The organism is Achromobacter ruhlandii (assembly GCF_002082135.1).
GTDB lineage: Bacteria > Pseudomonadota > Gammaproteobacteria > Burkholderiales > Burkholderiaceae_B > Achromobacter > Achromobacter ruhlandii.
Genome location: NZ_CP017433.1, coordinates 3,520,845 through 3,540,020, shown reverse-complemented (window position 1 = coordinate 3,540,020; position 19,176 = coordinate 3,520,845). Strand labels below are relative to the sequence as shown.

At 67.5% G+C, this 19,176-nt stretch carries 22 protein-coding genes; 17 read left to right on the top strand and 5 right to left on the bottom strand.

Features of this window, described 5'->3' with window-relative positions:
- Window positions 1–96 precede the first annotated feature (96 nt).
- From AruCF_RS15910 to AruCF_RS15890, 5 genes are all read left to right on the top strand, one after another.
- A complete protein-coding gene (locus tag AruCF_RS15910) occupies window positions 97–558 on the top strand; it encodes a DUF2846 domain-containing protein (protein ID WP_049074237.1) in 462 nt (153 codons plus the stop codon).
- Window positions 559–565: 7 nt separating this feature from the next.
- Window positions 566–1,096 carry a hypothetical protein gene (locus tag AruCF_RS29950; protein ID WP_235432666.1) on the top strand — a complete coding sequence of 177 codons (531 nt, stop codon included), beginning with the start codon at window positions 566–568 and terminating at the stop codon, window positions 1,094–1,096.
- Window positions 1,093–1,560, top strand: coding sequence for a DUF2846 domain-containing protein (locus AruCF_RS15900; protein WP_049074232.1), 468 nt, complete (start codon window positions 1,093–1,095; stop codon window positions 1,558–1,560). Before AruCF_RS29950 ends, AruCF_RS15900 begins: the two co-directional genes overlap by 4 nt.
- A 20-nt stretch (window positions 1,561–1,580) precedes the next feature.
- Window positions 1,581–2,054, top strand: coding sequence for a DUF2846 domain-containing protein (locus AruCF_RS15895; protein WP_157809308.1), 474 nt, complete (start codon window positions 1,581–1,583; stop codon window positions 2,052–2,054).
- A 126-nt stretch (window positions 2,055–2,180) separates the two neighbouring features.
- Window positions 2,181–2,555 (top strand): DUF2846 domain-containing protein, encoded by a 375-nt coding sequence (locus AruCF_RS15890; protein ID WP_231891595.1) that lies wholly within the window; start codon window positions 2,181–2,183, stop codon window positions 2,553–2,555.
- Between the two features lie 63 nt (window positions 2,556–2,618).
- Here AruCF_RS15890 and ppsR read toward each other — a convergent pair whose 3' ends face one another.
- Window positions 2,619–3,446 carry a posphoenolpyruvate synthetase regulatory kinase/phosphorylase PpsR gene (ppsR, locus tag AruCF_RS15885; protein ID WP_006394509.1) on the bottom strand — a complete coding sequence of 276 codons (828 nt, stop codon included), beginning with the start codon at window positions 3,444–3,446 and terminating at the stop codon, window positions 2,619–2,621.
- Window positions 3,447–3,638: 192 nt separating this feature from the next.
- Here ppsR and ppsA point away from each other — a divergent pair, with 192 nt between their 5' ends.
- Entirely contained in the window at window positions 3,639–6,002 is a 2,364-nt protein-coding gene (ppsA, locus tag AruCF_RS15880; protein WP_049074224.1) for a phosphoenolpyruvate synthase, read from the top strand.
- 196 nt (window positions 6,003–6,198) lie between these two features.
- On the opposite strand, the gene AruCF_RS15875 is transcribed toward ppsA, so the two are convergent.
- Both AruCF_RS15875 and AruCF_RS15870 read right to left on the bottom strand, forming a co-directional pair.
- The gene (locus AruCF_RS15875; RefSeq protein ID WP_080977580.1) at window positions 6,199–7,041 is read right to left on the bottom strand and encodes a bifunctional transcriptional activator/DNA repair enzyme AdaA; all 843 of its coding nucleotides are present in this window, start codon (window positions 7,039–7,041) and stop codon (window positions 6,199–6,201) included.
- Between the two features lie 111 nt (window positions 7,042–7,152).
- On the bottom strand, window positions 7,153–7,890 hold the full coding sequence (locus AruCF_RS15870; RefSeq protein ID WP_049074222.1) for a glutamine amidotransferase: 738 nt from the start codon (window positions 7,888–7,890) through the stop codon (window positions 7,153–7,155).
- A 156-nt stretch (window positions 7,891–8,046) separates the two neighbouring features.
- Here AruCF_RS15870 and AruCF_RS15865 point away from each other — a divergent pair, with 156 nt between their 5' ends.
- From AruCF_RS15865 to AruCF_RS15855, 3 genes are all read left to right on the top strand, one after another.
- Complete coding sequence (locus AruCF_RS15865) at window positions 8,047–8,487, top strand: NfeD family protein (RefSeq protein ID WP_006394517.1); 441 nt, start codon at window positions 8,047–8,049, stop codon at window positions 8,485–8,487.
- A gap of 150 nt (window positions 8,488–8,637) precedes the next feature.
- Window positions 8,638–9,564: an SPFH domain-containing protein gene (locus AruCF_RS15860; protein WP_049074219.1), complete on the top strand. Its 927-nt coding sequence runs from the start codon at window positions 8,638–8,640 to the stop codon at window positions 9,562–9,564.
- Between the two features lie 26 nt (window positions 9,565–9,590).
- A complete protein-coding gene (locus AruCF_RS15855) occupies window positions 9,591–10,781 on the top strand; it encodes a GGDEF domain-containing protein (protein WP_049074217.1) in 1,191 nt (396 codons plus the stop codon).
- A 1-nt stretch (window position 10,782) separates the two neighbouring features.
- Here AruCF_RS15855 and smpB read toward each other — a convergent pair whose 3' ends face one another.
- Window positions 10,783–11,250 carry an SsrA-binding protein SmpB gene (smpB, locus tag AruCF_RS15850; protein ID WP_006385177.1) on the bottom strand — a complete coding sequence of 156 codons (468 nt, stop codon included), beginning with the start codon at window positions 11,248–11,250 and terminating at the stop codon, window positions 10,783–10,785.
- A 246-nt stretch (window positions 11,251–11,496) separates the two neighbouring features.
- On the opposite strand from smpB, the gene AruCF_RS15845 reads away from it, so the two are divergent.
- The 7 genes from AruCF_RS15845 (at window position 11,497) to AruCF_RS15815 (ending at window position 16,960) form a co-directional block, all read left to right on the top strand.
- Window positions 11,497–11,931, top strand: a complete 435-nt coding sequence (locus tag AruCF_RS15845) for a type II toxin-antitoxin system RatA family toxin (RefSeq protein WP_049074216.1) — start codon at window positions 11,497–11,499, stop codon at window positions 11,929–11,931.
- Entirely contained in the window at window positions 11,921–12,268 is a 348-nt protein-coding gene (locus tag AruCF_RS15840) for an RnfH family protein (protein ID WP_049074214.1), read from the top strand. Before AruCF_RS15845 ends, AruCF_RS15840 begins: the two co-directional genes overlap by 11 nt.
- A 207-nt stretch (window positions 12,269–12,475) precedes the next feature.
- Window positions 12,476–13,630 carry an acyl-CoA dehydrogenase family protein gene (locus AruCF_RS15835; RefSeq protein ID WP_049074213.1) on the top strand — a complete coding sequence of 385 codons (1,155 nt, stop codon included), beginning with the start codon at window positions 12,476–12,478 and terminating at the stop codon, window positions 13,628–13,630.
- On the top strand, window positions 13,627–14,802 hold the full coding sequence (locus AruCF_RS15830) for an enoyl-CoA hydratase/isomerase family protein (protein WP_049074207.1): 1,176 nt from the start codon (window positions 13,627–13,629) through the stop codon (window positions 14,800–14,802). Before AruCF_RS15835 ends, AruCF_RS15830 begins: the two co-directional genes overlap by 4 nt.
- A gap of 80 nt (window positions 14,803–14,882) precedes the next feature.
- Window positions 14,883–15,773, top strand: coding sequence for a 3-hydroxyisobutyrate dehydrogenase (gene mmsB, locus AruCF_RS15825; RefSeq protein WP_049074205.1), 891 nt, complete (start codon window positions 14,883–14,885; stop codon window positions 15,771–15,773).
- A 1-nt stretch (window position 15,774) separates the two neighbouring features.
- Window positions 15,775–16,212: a PaaI family thioesterase gene (locus tag AruCF_RS15820; RefSeq protein WP_049074202.1), complete on the top strand. Its 438-nt coding sequence runs from the start codon at window positions 15,775–15,777 to the stop codon at window positions 16,210–16,212.
- 58 nt (window positions 16,213–16,270) lie between these two features.
- Complete coding sequence (locus AruCF_RS15815) at window positions 16,271–16,960, top strand: VIT1/CCC1 transporter family protein (RefSeq protein ID WP_049074201.1); 690 nt, start codon at window positions 16,271–16,273, stop codon at window positions 16,958–16,960.
- A gap of 62 nt (window positions 16,961–17,022) precedes the next feature.
- Here AruCF_RS15815 and ygfZ read toward each other — a convergent pair whose 3' ends face one another.
- Window positions 17,023–18,021 (bottom strand): CAF17-like 4Fe-4S cluster assembly/insertion protein YgfZ, encoded by a 999-nt coding sequence (gene ygfZ, locus AruCF_RS15810; RefSeq protein ID WP_049074199.1) that lies wholly within the window; start codon window positions 18,019–18,021, stop codon window positions 17,023–17,025.
- A 157-nt stretch (window positions 18,022–18,178) separates the two neighbouring features.
- Here ygfZ and mltG point away from each other — a divergent pair.
- Window positions 18,179–19,176: endolytic transglycosylase MltG (gene mltG / locus AruCF_RS15805; protein WP_083037079.1), on the top strand; the 998-nt coding region annotated here is incomplete at its 3' end.

The window sequence follows — 19,176 nt, the reverse complement described above, 5'->3', positions numbered from 1 at the left end:
CTCCGCTAATGGGGCCCGTCCCCGCATATACTCTCGCGATATTCAGGATCGGGATGCCGCTGTCGGCGTCCGGCCTCGACCGCCCCAGGAGTGCGCATGAAGATCGGAAGGATGCTTGTGATGTCGGCCGCCGCGTTGTTGCTGGCGGGCTGCGCCGGGCCGCGTCATGGCGAGATCGCCTCCCAGATTCCGCCGATCGAGGCCGGCAATGGCCGTATCTACATCTACCAACTGGCCCAGGCCGACGGCGCCAACGCCGCCGAGCCAGCGATCCTGATCGACGGCCGCAAGGTCGGCCGCTCCAAGCCGGGACGCTTCTTCTTCGTCGACCGGCCGGCCGGCGCGCATACGCTGGCCACCGCCCACTACAAGCGATCGGCCAGGCCGGCGCTGCCGGTGCCGTTGGAAGCCGGCCAGACCCGCTATGTGCGCACGGACATCGTCGCCGGCGCCCAGGTGCTGCGGTTGGAGGAATCGGCCGAGACGGCGCAACAGGACCTGACCGGGCTGCGTTATTGGGGAGCGGGCTGGCGCGACCGCGAGAAGCTGCGCTACTGACGCAGGCGTGCTCGTCGCTATTGCCGCCCTCGGCAAGGCGTTCGGGCGGCTAAGTTTTGTAAAGTTATGTCGCGTTTATATATACTCGACGCTTTTGCCATTCGAGGAACTCATGGCGTCATCTCAGGTCAGGGGCGGGAAAGTGGGCCACGTGGTCCGTGCGTGGCTTGTCGTGGGCGCATGTGCGCTCGTGCTTGGGGGCTGCATGGCCGTGAGGTCGGAGCGCGTGTCGCTGGTGCCGGTCGCGGCATCGGAGCCGGTCAATACGATCCAGCTGTCGCGGGCGGTGATCGCGACGCTGCCCAATGAGGGAGCGGTAACGCTGCCCTCGGGATCGCAGTGGCAGCGAGTCGGCGCCATATTGCAGGGTGATGTCTACCGCGCGCAGGGACGCCTGTTCACGATCCAGACGCGTCGGCAGAACGAGGCCTATCCGGTGGCCTCGTCGGGCAAGCTGGTGGGTTTCTACCTGCCCGGCGAGGGGTCTTATATCGCACTGTCGCGGCCTGTGACCCTGCCGGTGGAGATGCGCCAATGAGTCCGGTGAAACTGGCCGCCGCGATGTTGGCGGCGATGGCCCTGGTTGGCTGCGCCGGCGCCAAATACGAAAAGGCCGCCTCGCGGATCCCACCGATCCCGCAGGACAAGGGTCGCATTTATTTCTATCAGCCACAGCCCGAAATGATGTCGTCCACGCAGCAGAAGCTGCGCGTCAACGAGGTGGTGGTGGGCCGCAACAAGCCGGGAGCTTTCTTCTTCGTAGACCGGCCGGCGGGCAGCTACACGGTGACCAACCTGTATTGGACCGGCGATGGAGTGAGCTTCATGTTGGATGCCGGGCAGACGCGCTACGTGCGCATCATGGCCGAGTCGCTCGGCAGCACGAGCGCCTCGGGCAAGCTGATGATGGAGCTGGTCGATCCGCCCGAGATGGCCGAACGGGAAATGAACCGGCTGCGCTATTGGGGCGCGGCGTCGTCGGAGCAGGTGCCGGGGCTGTGACTCCAACTCGAGGTATGACGATGAATCGCAGGACCGTATTGTCGGCCGCCGTGGCGGTGATGGCTGTGGCGTTAGCGGGGTGCGCCGGAACGCGCTATGAGACTGCTGGCGCGCGAATTCCTCCCATTCCAGAGGGTAAGGGGCGCATCTATTTCTATCAGCTTCACCCTAACCTGGTGACAACGCGACAGCAGAAGCTGCGCGTCAACGGCGTCGTAGTGGGCCGCAACAAGCAGGGCGGATTCTTTTTCGTCGATCGGCCCGCCGGCAGCTATGTGGTGACCAGCCGATATTGGACCGACAGTGGCGTGAGCTTCATGTTGGACGCCGGGCAGACCCGCTATGTGCGGGTTGATGTCGCATCCAATGATGGCAAGACGGCGACGGGTGGGGCCGGGTTGACGTTGATTGATCCGCCGGAGACGGCCGAGTTCGAAATGCGCAAGCTGCGTTACTGGGGGGCGGCTTCGCCCGAGCAGGTGCCAGGCCTATAAACACACACAACGAGGAAGGATATGAAGCGCGGGATCAGGATGTTGGCCGCCGCCGCAATCGCGGTGGGGGTATTGGCGGGATGCGGTGGCGCGCGTTACCGGGACGTGGCGGCGAACATTCCCGTCATGGTGCCGGATACCGGCCGGATTTATTTCTACCAGCCGCCGGCGCCGGGCAGCGTGTTGTCGAGCCAGCCTTACCTGCGGGTCAACGGCACCAAGGTTGGACGTTCCAAGCCCGGCAGCTTCTTCTTCATCAATCGTCCGCCCGGTACCTATCGCGTCGACACGATGCGCGAGAATGAATTCGTGACCTTCGACCTGGCGCCGGGACAGACGCGCTACGTGCGCCTGAGCATCGAGGGCGTCGGCGGCAATTCGTCCAGCGTTGGCACCCAGGTCATGCGCATGGAAGACTCGGAAACGCTGGCGCAGCAGGAGATGGCGCCGCTGAAGTACTGGGGCGCCGGTTCGCGCGAGCGGGTCAAGCTGCGTCGCTGACCGCCGCGGGGCGGCCCGTTTGCCGCCAGACAAGGGCGCGCCGGTGGCGCGCCCTTGGCGTTTTCAGCCGCGGTCCAGGCCGACTTCCTGCAGCACCGTGGTCGAGATTTCCTCGATCGACTTGGTGGTGGTGGACAGCCACGAAATGCCCTCGCGACGCATCATGCGCTCGGCCTCGGCCACCTCGTAGCGGCACTGTTCCAGCTGCGCGTAGCGGCTGTTGGGGCGACGCTCGTTGCGCACCTCGGACAGGCGCTCGGGCTGGATCGACAGGCCGAACAGCTTGGCGCGGTGCGGCGCGATGGTCGAGGGCAGGGTGCCGCGCTCGAAATCGTCAGGCGTCAGGGGGAAGTTGGCGGCCTTGATGGCGTATTGCATGGCCAGGTACAGGCTGGTCGGGGTCTTGCCGCAGCGCGAGACGCCCACCAGGATGACGTCGGCCTGGTCCAGCTGGTTGACGAACTGGCCGTCGTCGTGCGCCAGGCTGAAGTTGATGGCGTCGATCCGGTTGCGGTACTTTTCCGAATTGGCCTGCATGTGCGAGCGGCCGATGGAATGGCTGGATTTGAGCCCCAGCGCCTGCTCGATGTGGCTGACGAAGGTGCCGAACAGGTCCAGGAAAATGCCGTTCGCCTGGCGAACACGGGCCAGGATGTCGGGATTGACCAGGGTGCTGAAGACGATCGGCGGCACGCCGGCCTCCAGGGCGCTGCGGTCGATGCGCATGGCCACTTCGGCGGCTTTTTCCAGCGTGTCGACAAACGGCAGCCGCACCGGCTTGAAATCGACTTCTTCGAACTGGGAAAGCACCGACTGGCTGAAGGTTTCCGCGGTGATACCGGTACTGTCGGAAACGATGTATACCGTGCGTACGATCGGGGTAGATGTCATATGTAAAAATTCCAACCAGGCGGATGGCCGGATGTGCTCCTCCGAGTACAATCAGGCCCCTATAAGTCACCCCAAGGGCGGTCCAAGGCCAGTTTGGTCAGCGCAGGCGGATCGGCGAAAACCAGGCGATAAGCCGGCGTCGAATCTGCATTGACCAAACTCGCTTTCATTCCATTGTAAAAGGTGACTTCAATGTCGTACGTTGTTTTGTTCGAGCAGCTCCGCATGACGGACGTGGACTCGGTAGGAGGCAAGAACGCATCACTAGGCGAAATGATCAGCCAGCTGTCTGGCGCGGGTGTCCGCGTGCCGGGCGGCTTTGCCACGACCGCTGACGCCTTCCGCGACTTTCTCAAGGCCTCCGGCCTGGACAAGCGCATCGCCGAACGCCTGACCACGCTGAACCCCGAAGACGTGCGCGAGCTGGCCAACGCCGGCGCGCAGATCCGTCAATGGATCGTCGAAGCGCCGTTCTCGGCCGAATTCGAAGCGCAGATCCGCGACGCCTTCGCCAAGCTCGACGCCGATGGCAAGGGCTCGTTCGCCGTGCGCTCGTCCGCCACTGCCGAAGACCTGCCCGACGCCTCGTTCGCCGGCCAGCAGGAAACCTTCCTGAACGTGGTCGGCATCGACGACGTGCTGGACAAGATCCGCCACGTGTTCGCCTCGCTCTACAACGACCGCGCCATCTCCTACCGCGTGCACAAGGGCTATGCCCACGCCGATGTGGCCCTGTCGGCCGGCATCCAGCGCATGGTGCGTTCGGACAAGGGCAGCGCCGGCGTGATGTTCACCATCGACACCGAATCGGGCTTCCAGGACGTGGTGTTCATCACCTCGTCGTACGGCCTGGGCGAAACCGTGGTGCAGGGCGCCGTCAACCCCGACGAGTTCTACGTCTTCAAGCCCACGCTGGCCCAGGGCCATTTCCCCATCGTCGGCCGCCGCATCGGTTCCAAGCTGATCAAGATGGAATTCGATCCCGAGCGTCCGGAAGGCCGCGCCGTGCGCACGGTCGACGTGCCGGTGTCCGAACGCAACCGCTACTCGCTGACCGACGACGAGGTCATCGAGCTGGCCCGCTACGCCGTCATCATCGAGAAGCACTATGGCCGCCCGATGGACATCGAGTGGGGCCGCGACGGCGTCGACGGCAAGATCTACATCCTGCAGGCGCGCCCGGAAACGGTGAAGTCGCAGCAGGGCGCCAACGACGTGCAGCAGCGCTACCGCCTGAAGGCCACCGGCCAGGTCCTGATCACCGGCCGCGCCATTGGCCAGAAGATCGGTTCGGGCCCGGTGCGCGTGGTCGGCGACATCTCCGACATGGACAAGGTCCAGCCCGGCGACGTGCTGGTCACCGACATGACCGATCCCAACTGGGAACCCGTCATGAAGCGCGCCTCGGCGATCGTGACCAACCGTGGCGGCCGTACCTGCCACGCGGCCATCATCGCGCGCGAACTCGGCATTCCGGCCGTGGTGGGCTGCGGCAACGCCACCGACGTGCTCAAGGAAGGCCAGGCCGTGACCGTGTCGTGCGCCGAGGGCGACGAAGGCCGCATCTATGACGGCCTGATCGAGACCGAGGTCGAGGAAGTGCGCCGCGGCGAGATGCCTGCCATCGACCTGAAGATCATGATGAACGTGGGCAATCCCCAGCTGGCGTTCGACTTCGCCCAGATCCCCAACGGCGGCGTCGGTTTGGCGCGCCTGGAATTCATCATCAACAACAACATCGGCATCCACCCGAAGGCGGTGCTGGACTATCCGAACGTCGACGGCGAGCTGAAGAAGGCCGTGGAATCGGCCGCCCGCGGCCATGCCAGCCCGCGCGCCTTCTTCGTCGAGAAGATGGCCGAAGGCGTGGCCACCATCGCGGCGGCCTTCTACCCGAAGCCCGTGATCGTGCGCATGTCGGACTTCAAGTCCAACGAGTACCGCAAGCTGGTCGGCGGTTCGCGCTACGAGCCCGAGGAAGAGAACCCGATGCTGGGCTTCCGCGGCGCCTCGCGCTACATCGCCGACGACTTCGCCGAGTGCTTCCGCATGGAATGCGAAGCGCTCAAGAAGGTGCGCGATGACATGGGCCTGACCAACGTCGAGATCATGGTGCCGTTCGTGCGCACCCTGGGCCAGGCGGAAAAGGTGGTCAACCTGCTCGCCAAGCACGGCCTGGCGCGCGGCGAGAACGGCCTGAAGCTGATCATGATGTGCGAAGTGCCATCCAACGCCATCCTGGCCGACGAGTTCCTGCAGTACTTCGACGGCTTCTCGATCGGTTCGAACGACATGACCCAGCTGACCCTGGGCCTGGACCGCGATTCCGGCATGGAACTGCTGGCGGCCGATTTCGACGAACGCGACGACGCCGTCAAGTTCATGCTGCGCCGCGCGATCAAGGCTTGCCTGGCCGCCAACAAGTACGTCGGCATCTGCGGCCAGGGCCCCAGCGATCACCCGGATTTCGCGCAGTGGCTCAAGGACGAAGGCATCCTGTCGATGTCGCTGAACCCGGACACGGTGGTCGACACCTGGCAGCGCCTGGCGAAGTAATCGCCGGTCCGCATGCAAAAAACCCGCGCCAGGGATGGCGCGGGTTTTTTTTTGCCATCGGGCCGTCCCAAGGTGAAAACGTCGCCTGGGGCACGGCGGTGGCGCGTGCGAGGCTTGCGCCTGGCGCCTGGCGCGCGCGGCGTTGGAAGAGGAGGGCGCCGCGGCCGGCCGCGCCGTGTGGGGGCGCGCCCTGGAATCAGGCCGCCTTGGCCTCGCGCTCGATCAGTTCGCGCTTGCGCTCGATGCCCCAGCGGTAGCCGGCCAGCGAGCCGTCGGTGCGCACCACGCGGTGGCAGGGGATGGCCAGCGCGATGTTGTTGGTGGCGCAGGCCCGCGCCACCGCGCGCACCGAACGCGGCGAGCCGATGCGTTCGGCGATGTCGGTGTAGGTGACGGTAGTGCCCACCGGGATCTCCCGCAGCGCCTCCCAGACGCGGCGCTGGAAGGCGGTGCCGCGCACGTCCAGCGGCAGGTGCAGGCCCACCGAGGGGTTTTCGACGAAACCGACCACCGCCGCCATCCATTGCTCGAATTCGCGGTCGGCGCCGATCAGCCGGGCGGCCTTGAAGCGGTCCTGCAGGTTGCGCACCAGTTGTTCGGGGTCTTCGTGCAGCGCGATTTCGCAGATGCCGGTGTCGCTGGCCGCCACCAGCAGGGCGCCCAGCGCGCACTGGCCCACGGCGAAGCGGATTTCGACGCCTTCGCCGTCCTTGCGGAAGGCGGTGGGCGTCATGCCGAGGATGGCCGGCGCCGCCTCGTAGAAGCGGCCGCTGGAGTTGAAGCCGGCGCCGTACATGGCGTCGGTGACGCTGGCGCTCTGGCGCAGCTGCTGGCGGGCGCGGTCGGCGCGCAGCGCGTTGGCGTAGGCCTTGGGCGTGATGCCGGTGGCCGCCTTGAAGATGCGGTGGAAATGGAAACGGCTCATGCCGGCCTGTTCGGCCAGCGTGTTCAGGTCGGGCGGCTGCTCGGCCTCCAGCGCCCGGCAGGCGCGTTCGACGGCGGCGGCGTGCTGTTTGCTCAAGGGGGCGGCGTGGGTCATGTCGGGCTCCAGGGGCGCGCCGGTTTGCGCGCTTTCGACCATGTTCTCAAAGGCCTGCCCGCGCCGCACTCCGGTTGTTGCCGGGAGCGGCCTGTGCCCCTGGCCGGGGCCTCAGGCGGGCGCGTAGGCGTCCAGGAAGCGGCGCACCAGTTCGCCCGACACCGGGGTGGCGCGCACGTTGGCGGACAGGCCGGGCACGTCGAGGTTTTCGGCGGCGTAGCGGCGGCCGAAGCGTTCGAGGTGGGCGCGCACGAAATCGGGGCCGAATTCGGGGTGGAACTGGGTCGAGAAGATGTTGCGGCCGATGCGGATCATCTGGTGCGGATCCAGGTCGGAACGCGCCAGCACGGCGGCGCCGGGCGGCGGCTGCAGCACCGTCTGCGCGTGCAGCATCTGGGCCGGGAAGGTGGGCGGCAGGTCGGCCAGCAGTTTGTCGCCGGCGGCGGCGGGCAGCAGCTCGACCGTCTGGGTGCCGACCTCGCGGCCGGCGGGGTTGTAGCCCACCTTGCCGCCCAGGGCGTGCGCCAGGAGCTGGTGGCCGTAGCAGATGCCGAACATCGGCAGGCCGGCCGCGGCGGCCTCGCGCAGCCAGGCGGCGGTGGCTTCGCTCCAGGGCTCCAGGTCGGTGACCATGGCCGGCGACCCCGTGATCAGGGCGGCGCGGTACTGGTCCGGCGCGCGCGGCCGTTCGCCGGCGTGGACGGCGACCACTTCGAGGGCGTCGGGCGCCAGGCCGGAGGCCCGCGCCAACTGTTCGGCATAGCCGCCGAACTGGCTCTTGAGCGTATCGTCCGGGTCGCCCGTGTGCAGGATGAGGACGGGACGGGCGGGGGAGATTGCAGCGGTCATTGGGGGTGTATGCGTGGTAAATGCCAGCGGCCGGGGACGGCAGCCAGCGCACATCATAATCCAGGCGATTGTCCGAGGTGGGCGGGGGCGTCACCGCGGCGTCATGGAAATACGTACAATCCGCTGACCGACTCATCCTTTCAGGCAAACGTAACTATGTGGATTTGGTTAGGGCTGGCCGCGCTGGCGCTCATCGGCGAACTGGCGACAGGAACCTTCTACCTGCTATTGGTGGCGCTGGGATTGGCCGCGGGCGGCGTCGCCGCCTGGCTGCTGGCGGGCCTGGAATGGCAACTGGTGGCGTGTGGCGTCGTGCTGCTGCTGGGCCTGCTGGTGCTGCGCAAGACGCGCGTCCTGAAAAAGCGCGAGGTCGACGCCTCGCGCAACGCCGACGTCAACCTGGACATCGGCCAGACCGTCAAGGTGGAAGCCTGGAGTCAGGACGGCACCGCGCGCGTCTGGTACCGCGGCGCGCACTGGCAGGCGGAACTGGCCGAGGGGCAGCCGGCCCACGGCGGCGAACACATCATCACCGAAATGCGCGGCACGCGCCTGGTCCTGACTCCGAAGGGGGACGCGACCGGCGCCACGCGCTAGGGCGTGGCGGCGTGGAAGGCTCCTTGCCTTTGCGCGCCGGCCCGTTCCAAGGCAGGACCCGGACCCGCGCAGACGGGCCGGCCGCAGCAGGCGCCCTGGCTATCGCGGGCAGGCGCGTCACCGCATTCACCCCAGAAGAGGCACTACACCATGATGGACACTTCCACTATCGTCCTGCTTGTTATCGTCGCACTGGCGATCCTGATCGTCATCAAGGCGATCGCCATCGTCCCCCAGCAGCACGCCTGGGTGGTCGAGCGGCTGGGCAAGTTCGACCGCGTACTGTCGCCGGGCGCCGGCTTCGTGATCCCGTTCATCGAGCGCGTGTCGTACAAGCATTCGCTCAAGGAAATCCCGCTGGACGTGCCGAGCCAGGTCTGCATCACGCGCGACAACACCCAACTGCAGGTGGACGGCGTGCTGTACTTCCAGGTGACTGACCCGATGCGCGCGTCGTACGGTTCGTCCAATTACATCTCGGCCATCACGCAGCTGGCGCAGACCACGCTGCGCTCGGTGATCGGCAAGATGGAACTGGACCGCACCTTCGAGGAACGCGACGCCATCAACAGCACCATCGTGTCGTCGCTGGACGAGGCGGCGCTGAACTGGGGCGTGAAGGTGCTGCGCTATGAGATCAAGGACCTGACCCCGCCCAACGAGATCCTGCGCTCGATGCAGGCGCAGATCACCGCCGAGCGCGAGAAGCGCGCGCTGATCGCGGCCTCGGAAGGTCGCCGCCAGGAGCAGATCAACATCGCCACCGGCGAACGCGAAGCGGCCATCGCCCGTTCGGAAGGCGAGAAGCAGGCCCAGATCAACCAGGCGCAGGGCGAGGCCGCGGCGGTGCTGGCGATCGCCGAAGCCACCGCCAAGGCCATCACGCAGGTGGCCGACGCCGTGCGCCAGCCCGGCGGCATGGAAGCGGTCAACCTGAAGGTGGCCGAGCGCTACGTCGAGGCCTTCGGCAACGTGGCCAAGGAAGGCAACACGCTGATCCTGCCGGCCAACCTGGCGGACGTGGGCGGCATGATCGCCTCGGCCATGACCATCGTCAAATCCACCCGCAACAGCTGAACCGCGCGCCGCCTGGCGCATTGCCCATGATCGCTCCCGTCCATTTGCTGTCGATCGCAGTACTGACGGGGGTGCTATCGCTGTGTGTGCTGGGGTCCCTGGCGCGCAGCGGCATGGCCGGGATCCGCGAAACCATACGCGCCAACCTGCTCACGCTGTTGGCGTTTTTTCTGTTCGGGCTGCAGGCCACCGAGGCGCCGCGCTGGCTGTCGATTGTGCTGCCCAATGTGCTGATCGGGCTGGCGCTGTGCGCCTACTACACCGGTATCCGGCGCCTGCTGGGGCAGCGGGTGCCGCGCCACCTGATGGGGCTGGCCTGCGGCGCGGCCTGGCTGGTGCTGGCGGGATACACCTACCTGGACAACCAGGTGGCGCCCCGCATCGTGGCCATGTCGACGCTGCAGATGGGCTTCATGTTCGCGGTGGCGGCGGCGGTGCGGCGGGGACTGCCCGCCAACCGTTCGCGCTACAGCTATTACTTCGTCTGGTCGGTGGCGATGATATCCGGCCTGACCTGCGCGCTGCGGTCGGTGCTGTTCGCGTCCGGCGTGGCCCGGGCCGATTTCCTGCTGCAACCGACCAACTGGAATATTGTGTTCATGACGCTGGGCGTGCTGGCGATGCCCTGCCTGACGCTGGGCACGATCATGATCATCCACGACCGCATGCTGGCCGATCGCGAGCACGAGGCCAGCACCGATTTCCTGACAGGGTTGTTGTCGCGCAAGGCATGGTGGCTGCAGGCGGAGCGCTTTTGCGCCCAGGCGCTGCGCACGCGGCGGCCATTGTCCCTGATGCTGCTGGATATCGACCACTTCAAGCGGATCAACGATACGCACGGCCATGCCGCCGGCGACGCGGTGCTGCGCCATTTCGGCCTGCTGGCCACGGCCACGTTGCGAACCGGCGACCATGTCGGCCGGGTGGGGGGCGAGGAATTCAGCGTGCTGTTCGCCGATTTGCGCAGCGACGCCGTGATGGACGTGGCGCAGCGCTTGCTCGACTCGGTGCAGCGCACGCCCTGCGCCCATGGCGGCAGCGTGATTGCCTATACGTTCAGCGCCGGGGTGGCGGAGTGGGTGCCGGGCGAGAACCTGCAGGCCTTTTTTGAGCGCGCCGACCGCATGCTGTACGCGGCCAAGCAGGGCGGCCGCAACCGGGTGCTGGGGCCGGGCATGCAGCCGGCCGAGCGCGTGCCGCTGCCGGCGGCCGCGTGATTCAACTGTCTTTGCGCGACGCCCGCGTGTCGTGCTTCATGATGCGCTCTTTTTCGCGCTGCCAGTCCTTCTCGCGCGCGGTGTCGCGCTTGTCGAAGAGTTTCTTGCCGCGGCCCAGCGCGAAGTCGAGCTTGATGCGGCCGTTCTTGTAGTGCAGGTTGAGCGGCACCAGCGTATAGCCGCGCTGTTCGACCTTGCCGATCAGCTTGCTGATCTCCTCGGCCTTGAGCAGCAGCTTGCGCGTGCGCATGGCGTCGGGGTGGATGTGGGTGGAGGCCGTCGGCAGGGGGCTGACGTGCATGCCGAGCAGGAACAGCTCGCCGTCGCGCACGATGACGTAGCTTTCCTTGAGCTGCACGCGGCCATCGCGGATCGCCTTGACTTCCCAGCCCTGGAGGACCAGGCCGGCCTCGTAGCGGTCCTCGATGAAATAATCGTGCGTGGCCTTGCGATTGTCGATAATGCTCATCTTGTGGGGGCCAAAATGCCCATCTGTTCTCTGATCCGTTCCGGGGCCGCCGTTCCCGGACCGGCATGCGGATCCGTTCCGTGGCGGGATCTGTTCTTGGGTTTGCTCTGCGGCAGGCGATGGGCGGGCAGTCCGGGGGGCGTTCGCCCGGATACCCGGCTGCCGCGGACCCGCCGCGGCCATGTTTGCGCCCCGGGTGGCGCGGTGCCGGTAAAATCCTATCATTCTAGCCATTTGCGATAGTCGATGCACAAAGTACAGCGATCCGTCCTGGTGCCCTACAGCGCCGCCCAGATGTTCGACCTGGTGGCCGACGTGGAGAAGTACCCCGAATTCATGCCGTGGTGCGGCGGCGCGGAGGTCCAGCGCCGCGACGAGCACGGCATGCAGGCTTCCATCCTGATCAGTTTCGCGGGCATGAAGCAGCGCTTCACCACGCGCAACCGGCATGTCTATCCCGACCGCATCGACCTGGAACTGGTCGATGGTCCGTTCTCCAGCCTGGTGGGGCACTGGGAGTTCCAGCCGTTGGCCGAGGACGCCTGCAAGGTGCTGTTCACCATGGAATACGCGTTTTCCAACCGGGCGCTGGAAATGGTGGTGGGGCCGGTGTTCAACCGCATCGCCACCAGCTTCATCGATTCCTTCACCAAGCGCGCGCAGGCCAAGTATGGGGAATGAGGCGCCCGCGGACGGGCGGATCGCCGTGTCGGTCTGCTATGCCTTGTCGGCTCAGGTCTGGTTGCGCGAGCTGCGTCTGCCGGCGGGCGCGACCGTGGCCGACGCCCTGCACGCCAGCGGCTTTGCCCAGGCTTTCCCGGTGGTCCAGCCCTGGGAGCGGGGCGTGGGCGTGTTCGGACGCGCGGTCGAGGCGGATACGCCGCTGCGCGATGGCGATCGCGTCGAGATCTACCGGGGCCTGAGTTTCGATCCCAAGGAGTCGCGCCGCCGCCGCGCCGAGCATCGGCGCGCCAAGACCGCGCGCAACGGGCGGGTGCGCCCGGCCGGGCTGCTCTAGCGGCTTGCCGCGAGGCGCGCTGCCCGGGCAGCGCTGCCAGCCCTCACATTGTCGTCATCGGGACAAATCGCGTCGCGTCTTCCGGCGTAACATTGACGGCGCCGCACCCTTACGTTTACGTCAACGTCATGTCAAAATGGCCTGGCTGGCGTTCACGAGACGGCAGCAACGCCAACAGACAATACCGATGACATCAGGAGACAGGCTGTGGACTTGGAACTGACCGACGAGCAGCGCGCGTTCGCGCAGGCCGCGCGCGACTATGCCGAGGGCGAACTGGCGCCCCATGCGGCGCGGTGGGATGCCGAGGGCATCTTTCCCAAGGAGGCGTTCGCGCGCGCCGGCGAGATGGGCTTCTGCGCCATCTATGCCAGCGAGGACATTGGCGGCCTGGGGCTGCCACGCCTGGACGCCACCCTGGTGTTCGAGGAAATGGCCGCCGTCGATCCGTCGACCACCGCATTCCTGACGATCCACAACATGGCCACCTGGATGGTCGGCAAGTGGGGCCAGCCGGCCCTGCGCGAGGCCTGGGGGCCGCTGCTGGCCAGCGGCCAGAAGCTGGCCTCGTACTGCCTGACCGAACCGGGCGCCGGCTCCGACGCCGCCTCGCTGTCGACCCGGGCGCAGCGCCAGGGCGACCACTATGTGCTCAATGGCGCCAAGGCCTTCATCTCGGGCGGCGGCGACACCGACCTGCTGGTGGTAATGGCGCGCAGCGGCGGCGAGGGCGCGGGCGGCATCAGCGCCTTTGCCGTGCCCGCCGACAGCGAGGGCATCAGCTACGGCCGCAAGGAAGAGAAGATGGGCTGGAACAGCCAGTCCACCCGTCCGATTGTGTTCGAGAACGTGCGTGTGCCCGCCGGCAACCTGCTGGGCGAGGAGGGCGAGGGCTTCAAGATCGCCATGAAGGGCCTGGACGGCGGCCGCATCAACATCGGCACCTGCTCGGTGGGCGCGGCCCAGGGCGCGCTGGACGCGGCCCGCCGCTACATGGACGAGCGGCGCCAGTTCAACCGCCGCCTGGCGGAATTCCAGGCGCTGCAATTCAAACTGGCGGACATGGCCACCCACCTGGTGGCGGCGCGCCAGATGGTGCGGCTGGCGGCCTGCAAGCTGGACGCCGGCGCGCCCGACGCCGCCACCTACTGCGCGATGGCCAAGCGCTTTGCCACCGACATGGGCTTCCAGATCTGCCTGGACGCCCAGCAGATCCACGGCGGCTATGGCTACTTGCGGGACTATCCCTTGGAGCGTCTGGTGCGCGATACTCGCGTACATCAGATTCTGGAGGGGACAAACGAGATCATGCGCGTGATCATCGCCCGCCAATTGTTGGAAAAAGGAGCCGACATAAGATGAATGCACCGGTGCTGTTCGAAGAAAGGGCCGCCGCCAATGGAATGCGCTTCGGGATCGCGACGCTGAATTCGCCGCAGACCCTGAACGGGCTGTCGCTGGAGATGGTCGACCTGCTGGCAGAGCGCCTGGATGCCTGGGCGCGCGATCCGGCGGTGGCGCTGGTGGTGCTTCAGGGCGCGGGCGAGAAGGCCTTCTGCGCCGGCGGCGACTTGCACGGCCTGTACCGCAGCATGACCGAGAACGCCGGCAAGGGCGCGTGGGGCAATGCCTACGCGCGCCGTTTTTTCGAGCATGAATACCGCCTGGACTACCGCATCCACAGCTACCCCAAGCCGGTGCTGTGCTGGGGCCACGGCATCGTCATGGGCGGCGGCATCGGCCTGATGATGGGCGCCAGCCACCGCGTGGTCAGCGAGACCTCGCGCCTGGCGATGCCGGAAGTGTCCATCGGCCTGTTCCCGGATGTGGGCGGCAGCTGGCTGTTGAACCGCATGCCGGGCCGCATCGGGGTGTTCCTGGCGCTGACCGGCGCCCAGATCAATACCGCCGACGCGTTCTTCGCCGGCCTGGCGGACTTCCGCCTGAACCACGAGGACTGGCCCAAGCTGCTGGCTTCGCTGGAGGAACAGCCTTGGGCCGGCCAGGCCGCCGGCGGCGCGGAGGATGCGATTCCGCCGCGCTCGATCAACGACGGCCTGTTGCGCCGGGCGCTGACGGCGCTCGAACCGCAGACGCCGCTGGAGGGCGGTCACCTGCGCCAGCACTCGTTCATGATCAACAGCCTGTGCAGCGGCAACCGCCTGGACGAGATCTACGAGGAACTGGCTGGACTGAAGGACCATGCCGACCCGTGGTTGGCGCGCGCCGCCGCCACCATGCTGGCCGGTTCGCCCGGCTCGCTGCGGCTGTCGTTCGCGCTGCAGCAGCGCATGCGGCTGCGGTCGCTGGACGATGTGTTCCGCGCCGAATACATCGCCGCGCTCCATTGCACCGCGCATGGCGATTTCGCCGAAGGCATCCGCGCGCTGCTGATCGACAAGGACAAGACGCCGCGCTGGAACCCCGCGGTGCTGGACATGGCCACCGAGGCCTGGGTGCAGAAGTTCTTCGACGAGCCCTGGCCCGAGGGCCAGCCGCATCCGCTGGACGACCTGGGCAAGGAAGGCCGCTGACGTCCGCCGCGGAGCGGGCCGGCATCGCGTCGCAACACTGATTTCATACCTACAGCAATAGCAACAGGAGACAGGACATCATGAGCAGTATCGCGTTTATCGGTTTGGGCAACATGGGCTCGCCCATGGCATTGAATCTGGTCAAGGCCGGTCACAGCCTGACGGTGTTCGACCTGGTGCCGGCGGCGGTCAAGGTCTTGACCGATGCGGGCGCCAAGGCGGCGGCCTCGGCCGCCGAGGCGGTCAAGGGCGCCGAGGTGGTGATCTCGATGCTGCCGGCCAGCAAGCACGTCGAAGGCCTGTACCTGGACCAGGACCTGCTGGGCAAGATCCCGTCCAGCGCGCTCGTGATCGAGTGCAGCACCATCGCGCCGGACTCGGCTCGCAAGGTGGCGCAGGCCGCCGAGGTGCGCGGCATCGCCATGATCGACGCGCCGGTCTCGGGCGGCACCGGCGGCGCGGCCGCGGGCACGCTGACCTTCATCGTCGGCGGCCAGACCGCCGCGCTGGAGCGCGCCCGTCCGGTGCTGGAAAAGATGGGCAAGAACATCTTCCACGCCGGGCCCGCGGGCGCCGGCCAGGTCGCCAAGATCTGCAACAACATGCTGCTCGGCATCCTCATGGCCGGCACCTCAGAGGCGCTGGCGCTGGGCGTGGCCAACGGCCTCGATCCCAAGGTGCTGTCGGACATCATCGCCAAGAGCTCGGGCCGCAACTGGGCCACCGAGCTGTACAACCCGTGGCCCGGCGTGATGGAACACGCCCCGGCCTCCAAGGGCTACGCCGGCGGCTTCGGCGTCGACCTGATGCTCAAGGACCTGGGCCTGGCGGCCGAGGCGGCGCTGTCGGCGCGCGCTTCGATCCCGCTGGGCGAGCTGGCGCGCAACCTGTACTCGCTGCACAGCGCGGGCGGTTCGGGCCGGCTGGACTTCTCCAGCATCGTCAATCTGGTCAAGCGCGACCAGGACTGACATGGCCGCGCCCGCGACTTGCGTCGATCCGGCCGGGCGGGTCCAGGCGAGCTTCGAGCGGCAGAGCATCATGCGGCTGCTCGGCGCCAGCCTGGACGTGGTCGAGCCGGGCAGGGTGGACATCGCGCTGCCGTACCGCGCCGACCTGTGCCAGCAGAACGGCTTCCTGCACGCCGGCATCTCCACCACCATCGCCGATTCGGCCGGCGGCTATGCCGCCTTCAGCCTGTTCCAGCCGGGCGAGGACGTGCTGACCTCGGAGTTCAAGATGAACTTCCTGGCGCCCGCCAAGGGCGAGCGCTACGTGGCCAGCGGCCGCGTGGTCAAGCCGGGCAAGCGCCTGTCGATCTGCCAGGTCGAAGTGCATGCCTACGAGGGCGAACAGGCCACGCTTTGCGTGATAGGCTTGCTCACCGCGGTGCGCGTGACACCGCGTTGAGCCGCTGGCGGCGGCCGTCCGCCGCCAGCCTTGTCGCGCCTTGAACGGGTCCACGGCAATGCCTTCCAAAGAACATCACCGGATATTCCGCAGCAACTGGCTGCGCGCGGCCGTGCTGGGCGCCAACGACGGCATCGTCTCGACCGCCAGCCTCATCACCGGCGTCGCCGCGGCCCAGGCCTCGCATGAGGCGGTGCTGACCTCGGGCCTGGCCGGCCTGGTGGCCGGGGCGCTGTCGATGGCGGCGGGTGAATACGTCTCGGTGCGGTCGCAAGCCGATATCGAGGCCGCCGACCTGCGCATGGAGCAGCGTTCGCTCAAGCGCAATTCTGGCGAAGAGCTGGAAGAACTCATCGAGATCTATGTCGAGCGCGGCCTGTCGCGCGACCTGGCCGAGCAGGTGGCGCGGCAATTGACGCGCCATGACGCGCTCGACGCCCATGCGCGCGATGAGTTGGGCATTTCCCTGCACAATCGTGCCCGTCCGGTGCAGGCGGCGGTGGCGTCGGCGGCCTCGTTCGCCGGCGGCGCGGCTTTGCCGCTGGCCGTTGCCGCGGTTGCGCCGCTGCCGCATCTGATCAGCTGGGTAATCGTGGCGTCAGTCGCCTGTCTGGCCTGTCTGGGGGCCCTGGCGGCAGGCGCCGGGGGCGCGCCCAAGGGGCCGGCGGCATTGCGGGTGACGGTGCTGGGCGCGCTGGCGATGGCGGTGACGGCGGGCGTGGGCGCCATGTTCGGCGCCGTTGTCTGAGGGGCGCTGGCGGCGACGGCCGCGCGGATCGGGTCCGCGGGCCGGCAACCGGGCGGCGTGCGTCAGGGGGTGAGGGAGTACGGCAGCGGGGCGGCCGCGATGCGCGGGCCGTCCGCCGAGGCCAGCCGCAGATCGCCTTCCGGCAGGGCGGCCAGGGTGGTTTCGAACAGCACCGACACGGTGTCGTGCGCGCGCGAAGCATCGACGATGCGGCCGATGGGCTCGCCCGGCTGGGTGGCGTCGAATACGTCCTGGCCCGCCAGGCTTTCAGTGGAGAGGTCGGCGCCGGCAATGGTGCCAAAGGCCATGCGGCGCTTGACCGTGCCGCGGTAGTGGCTGCGCGCCACCACTTCCTGGCCCGGATAACAGCCCTTGGTGAAGCTGACACCCTGGATCAGGTCCAGGTTGACCGTTTGCGGAATGAAGACGTCCTGGGTGGCCGTGGTGATCCAGGGGATGCCGGCGGCCAGGTCGGCGGCGTGCCACTGGGCGGGCGGGACCTGGCCGAGCACGGGCGCCAGCGGCGCCGCGGCCTCCAGCTGGGCGTCGGAAGCGACCCACCACCAGCGCAACGTGGCGTCGGCCGAGGGCGCGGCGATCCAGGTGCCGGAGGGCAGTTCGGCGCGTTCCCACGGCGTGCGCGGCAGCGCGCCGGCGACGGCTTCCAGCGCGGCCAGTTGCGCCGGCGCGGCCTGCACGCCGGTCACATGGAGGGAGGCGGCGGCCAGCTTGACCTTGGCGCGCAGCACGAACATGGACAGACGCTTGATCAGAGCCGCGGCCAGGTCCTGGCGCACCAGACCGTACAGGCGCGGCGCGTCTTCGGCCGGATCGGCGCCGCGCCACATCACCAGCGTGGCCAGCAGGCGGCCCTTGGCGGTGCAGTAGCCGGCCAGGCGGGCGGCGTCGGCGGGCAGGCCGGTGACGTCCTGCGTCAGCTGGCCGTGCAGGAAGGTCAGCGCGTCGGCGCCGCTGGCGCTGAAAACGGCGAAATCATCCAGGGGGGCGCATTGCGCGCAACCTTCGGCGCGCGCCGGGATCGAAGAAAAGAAAGCATGCATGGCTGCGTGGGCCCGTGACTCGTCATCAAAGGCTTGATGATAGCTGTGTTCTCCTCCTGGCAGGCCCATGCCCGCGCGGGGCAAAGGGGCGCGCGGCGCGCTCCGGCCCTCGTTTTGCCCCGCCAGGTTCGCGCGATCCATTAAACTTCCCGGACTTATGAAGAAGCGACTCCGTTTTTACGTCTTGTGGTCATTCCTGCTCATCGTGCTGGCCGCCGCCGCGGCTGCCGGCGCCGCCTGGCATTGGATGCACCGGCCTATCCACCTGTCGGCCGACAGGATCGATTTCGTGGTGGACCCGGGCAGCAGCCCGCGCACGGTCGCGCGCGCGCTCAATGCAGCCGGCGTGCCGTTGTGGGAGCCGGGCTTCGTATGGATGGCGCGCCTGTCCGAGCAGGACAAGCTGATCAAGGCGGGCGGCTACCAGGCCATCAACGGCGACACGCCCTGGCTGCTGCTGCAGCGCATGGCGCGCGGCGACATGACCCAGCGCCAGATCACCTTCCTGGAGGGCTGGACCTTCCGCCAGATCCGTCAGGCGCTGCGCGAGAATCCCGACGTCAAGCAGACGCTGGGGGACATCAGCGACGAGGCCCTGATGGAACGCCTGGGCTCGGACATCAAGCACCCGGAAGGCCTGTTCTTCCCCGACACCTACATCTTCACGCCGGGCAGCACCGACTTTGACCTGCTGCGCCGCGCCTACCAGGAAGGCCAGCGCATCCTGGACGACACCTGGGCCAAGCGCCAGTCCGATCTGCCGCTGTCCACGCCCTATGAGGCGCTGGTGCTGGCGTCCATCATCGAGAAGGAAACCGGTCATGGCCCGGACCGCCGCCGGGTCGCGGGCGTGTTCGCCAACCGCCTGAAGATCGGCATGCTGCTGCAGACCGATCCCACCGTCATCTATGGCATGGGCGACGCCTACCAGGGCCGCATCCGCAAGCGCGACCTGCAGACCGACACGCCCTGGAACACCTATACGCGCCCGGGCCTGCCGCCCACGCCGATCGCGGCCGCCGGCCGCGCGGCGCTGCTGGCGGCGGTGCAGCCCGAGCAGCACAAGTTCCTGTTTTTCGTGTCGCGCGGCAACGGCACCAGCGAGTTCTCGGTGAACCTGTCCGAGCACAACCGCAACGTTTCCCGCTACATCCT

Bases quoted from the DNA above. Each gene is read 5' to 3' on its own strand.
- AruCF_RS15900 (WP_049074232.1), top strand. From the start codon at position 1,093: ATGAGTCCGGTGAAACTGGCCGCCGCGATGTTGGCGGCGATGGCCCTG.
- AruCF_RS15865 (WP_006394517.1), top strand. From the start codon at position 8,047: ATGTGGATTTGGTTAGGGCTGGCCGCGCTGGCGCTCATCGGCGAACTG.
- AruCF_RS15855 (WP_049074217.1), top strand. From the start codon at position 9,591: ATGATCGCTCCCGTCCATTTGCTGTCGATCGCAGTACTGACGGGGGTG.
- ppsR (WP_006394509.1), bottom strand. From the start codon at position 3,446: ATGACATCTACCCCGATCGTACGCACGGTATACATCGTTTCCGACAGT.
- mmsB (WP_049074205.1), top strand. From the start codon at position 14,883: ATGAGCAGTATCGCGTTTATCGGTTTGGGCAACATGGGCTCGCCCATG.
- AruCF_RS15910 (WP_049074237.1), top strand. From the start codon at position 97: ATGAAGATCGGAAGGATGCTTGTGATGTCGGCCGCCGCGTTGTTGCTG.
- AruCF_RS15895 (WP_157809308.1), top strand. From the start codon at position 1,581: ATGAATCGCAGGACCGTATTGTCGGCCGCCGTGGCGGTGATGGCTGTG.
- AruCF_RS15875 (WP_080977580.1), bottom strand. From the start codon at position 7,041: ATGACCCACGCCGCCCCCTTGAGCAAACAGCACGCCGCCGCCGTCGAA.
- AruCF_RS15890 (WP_231891595.1), top strand. From the start codon at position 2,181: ATGGTGCCGGATACCGGCCGGATTTATTTCTACCAGCCGCCGGCGCCG.
- AruCF_RS15830 (WP_049074207.1), top strand. From the start codon at position 13,627: ATGAATGCACCGGTGCTGTTCGAAGAAAGGGCCGCCGCCAATGGAATG.
- AruCF_RS15870 (WP_049074222.1), bottom strand. From the start codon at position 7,890: ATGACCGCTGCAATCTCCCCCGCCCGTCCCGTCCTCATCCTGCACACG.
- AruCF_RS15820 (WP_049074202.1), top strand. From the start codon at position 15,775: ATGGCCGCGCCCGCGACTTGCGTCGATCCGGCCGGGCGGGTCCAGGCG.
- ppsA (WP_049074224.1), top strand. From the start codon at position 3,639: ATGTCGTACGTTGTTTTGTTCGAGCAGCTCCGCATGACGGACGTGGAC.
- smpB (WP_006385177.1), bottom strand. From the start codon at position 11,250: ATGAGCATTATCGACAATCGCAAGGCCACGCACGATTATTTCATCGAG.
- AruCF_RS15815 (WP_049074201.1), top strand. From the start codon at position 16,271: ATGCCTTCCAAAGAACATCACCGGATATTCCGCAGCAACTGGCTGCGC.
- AruCF_RS15860 (WP_049074219.1), top strand. From the start codon at position 8,638: ATGATGGACACTTCCACTATCGTCCTGCTTGTTATCGTCGCACTGGCG.
- AruCF_RS15845 (WP_049074216.1), top strand. From the start codon at position 11,497: ATGCACAAAGTACAGCGATCCGTCCTGGTGCCCTACAGCGCCGCCCAG.
- ygfZ (WP_049074199.1), bottom strand. From the start codon at position 18,021: ATGCATGCTTTCTTTTCTTCGATCCCGGCGCGCGCCGAAGGTTGCGCG.
- AruCF_RS15840 (WP_049074214.1), top strand. From the start codon at position 11,921: ATGGGGAATGAGGCGCCCGCGGACGGGCGGATCGCCGTGTCGGTCTGC.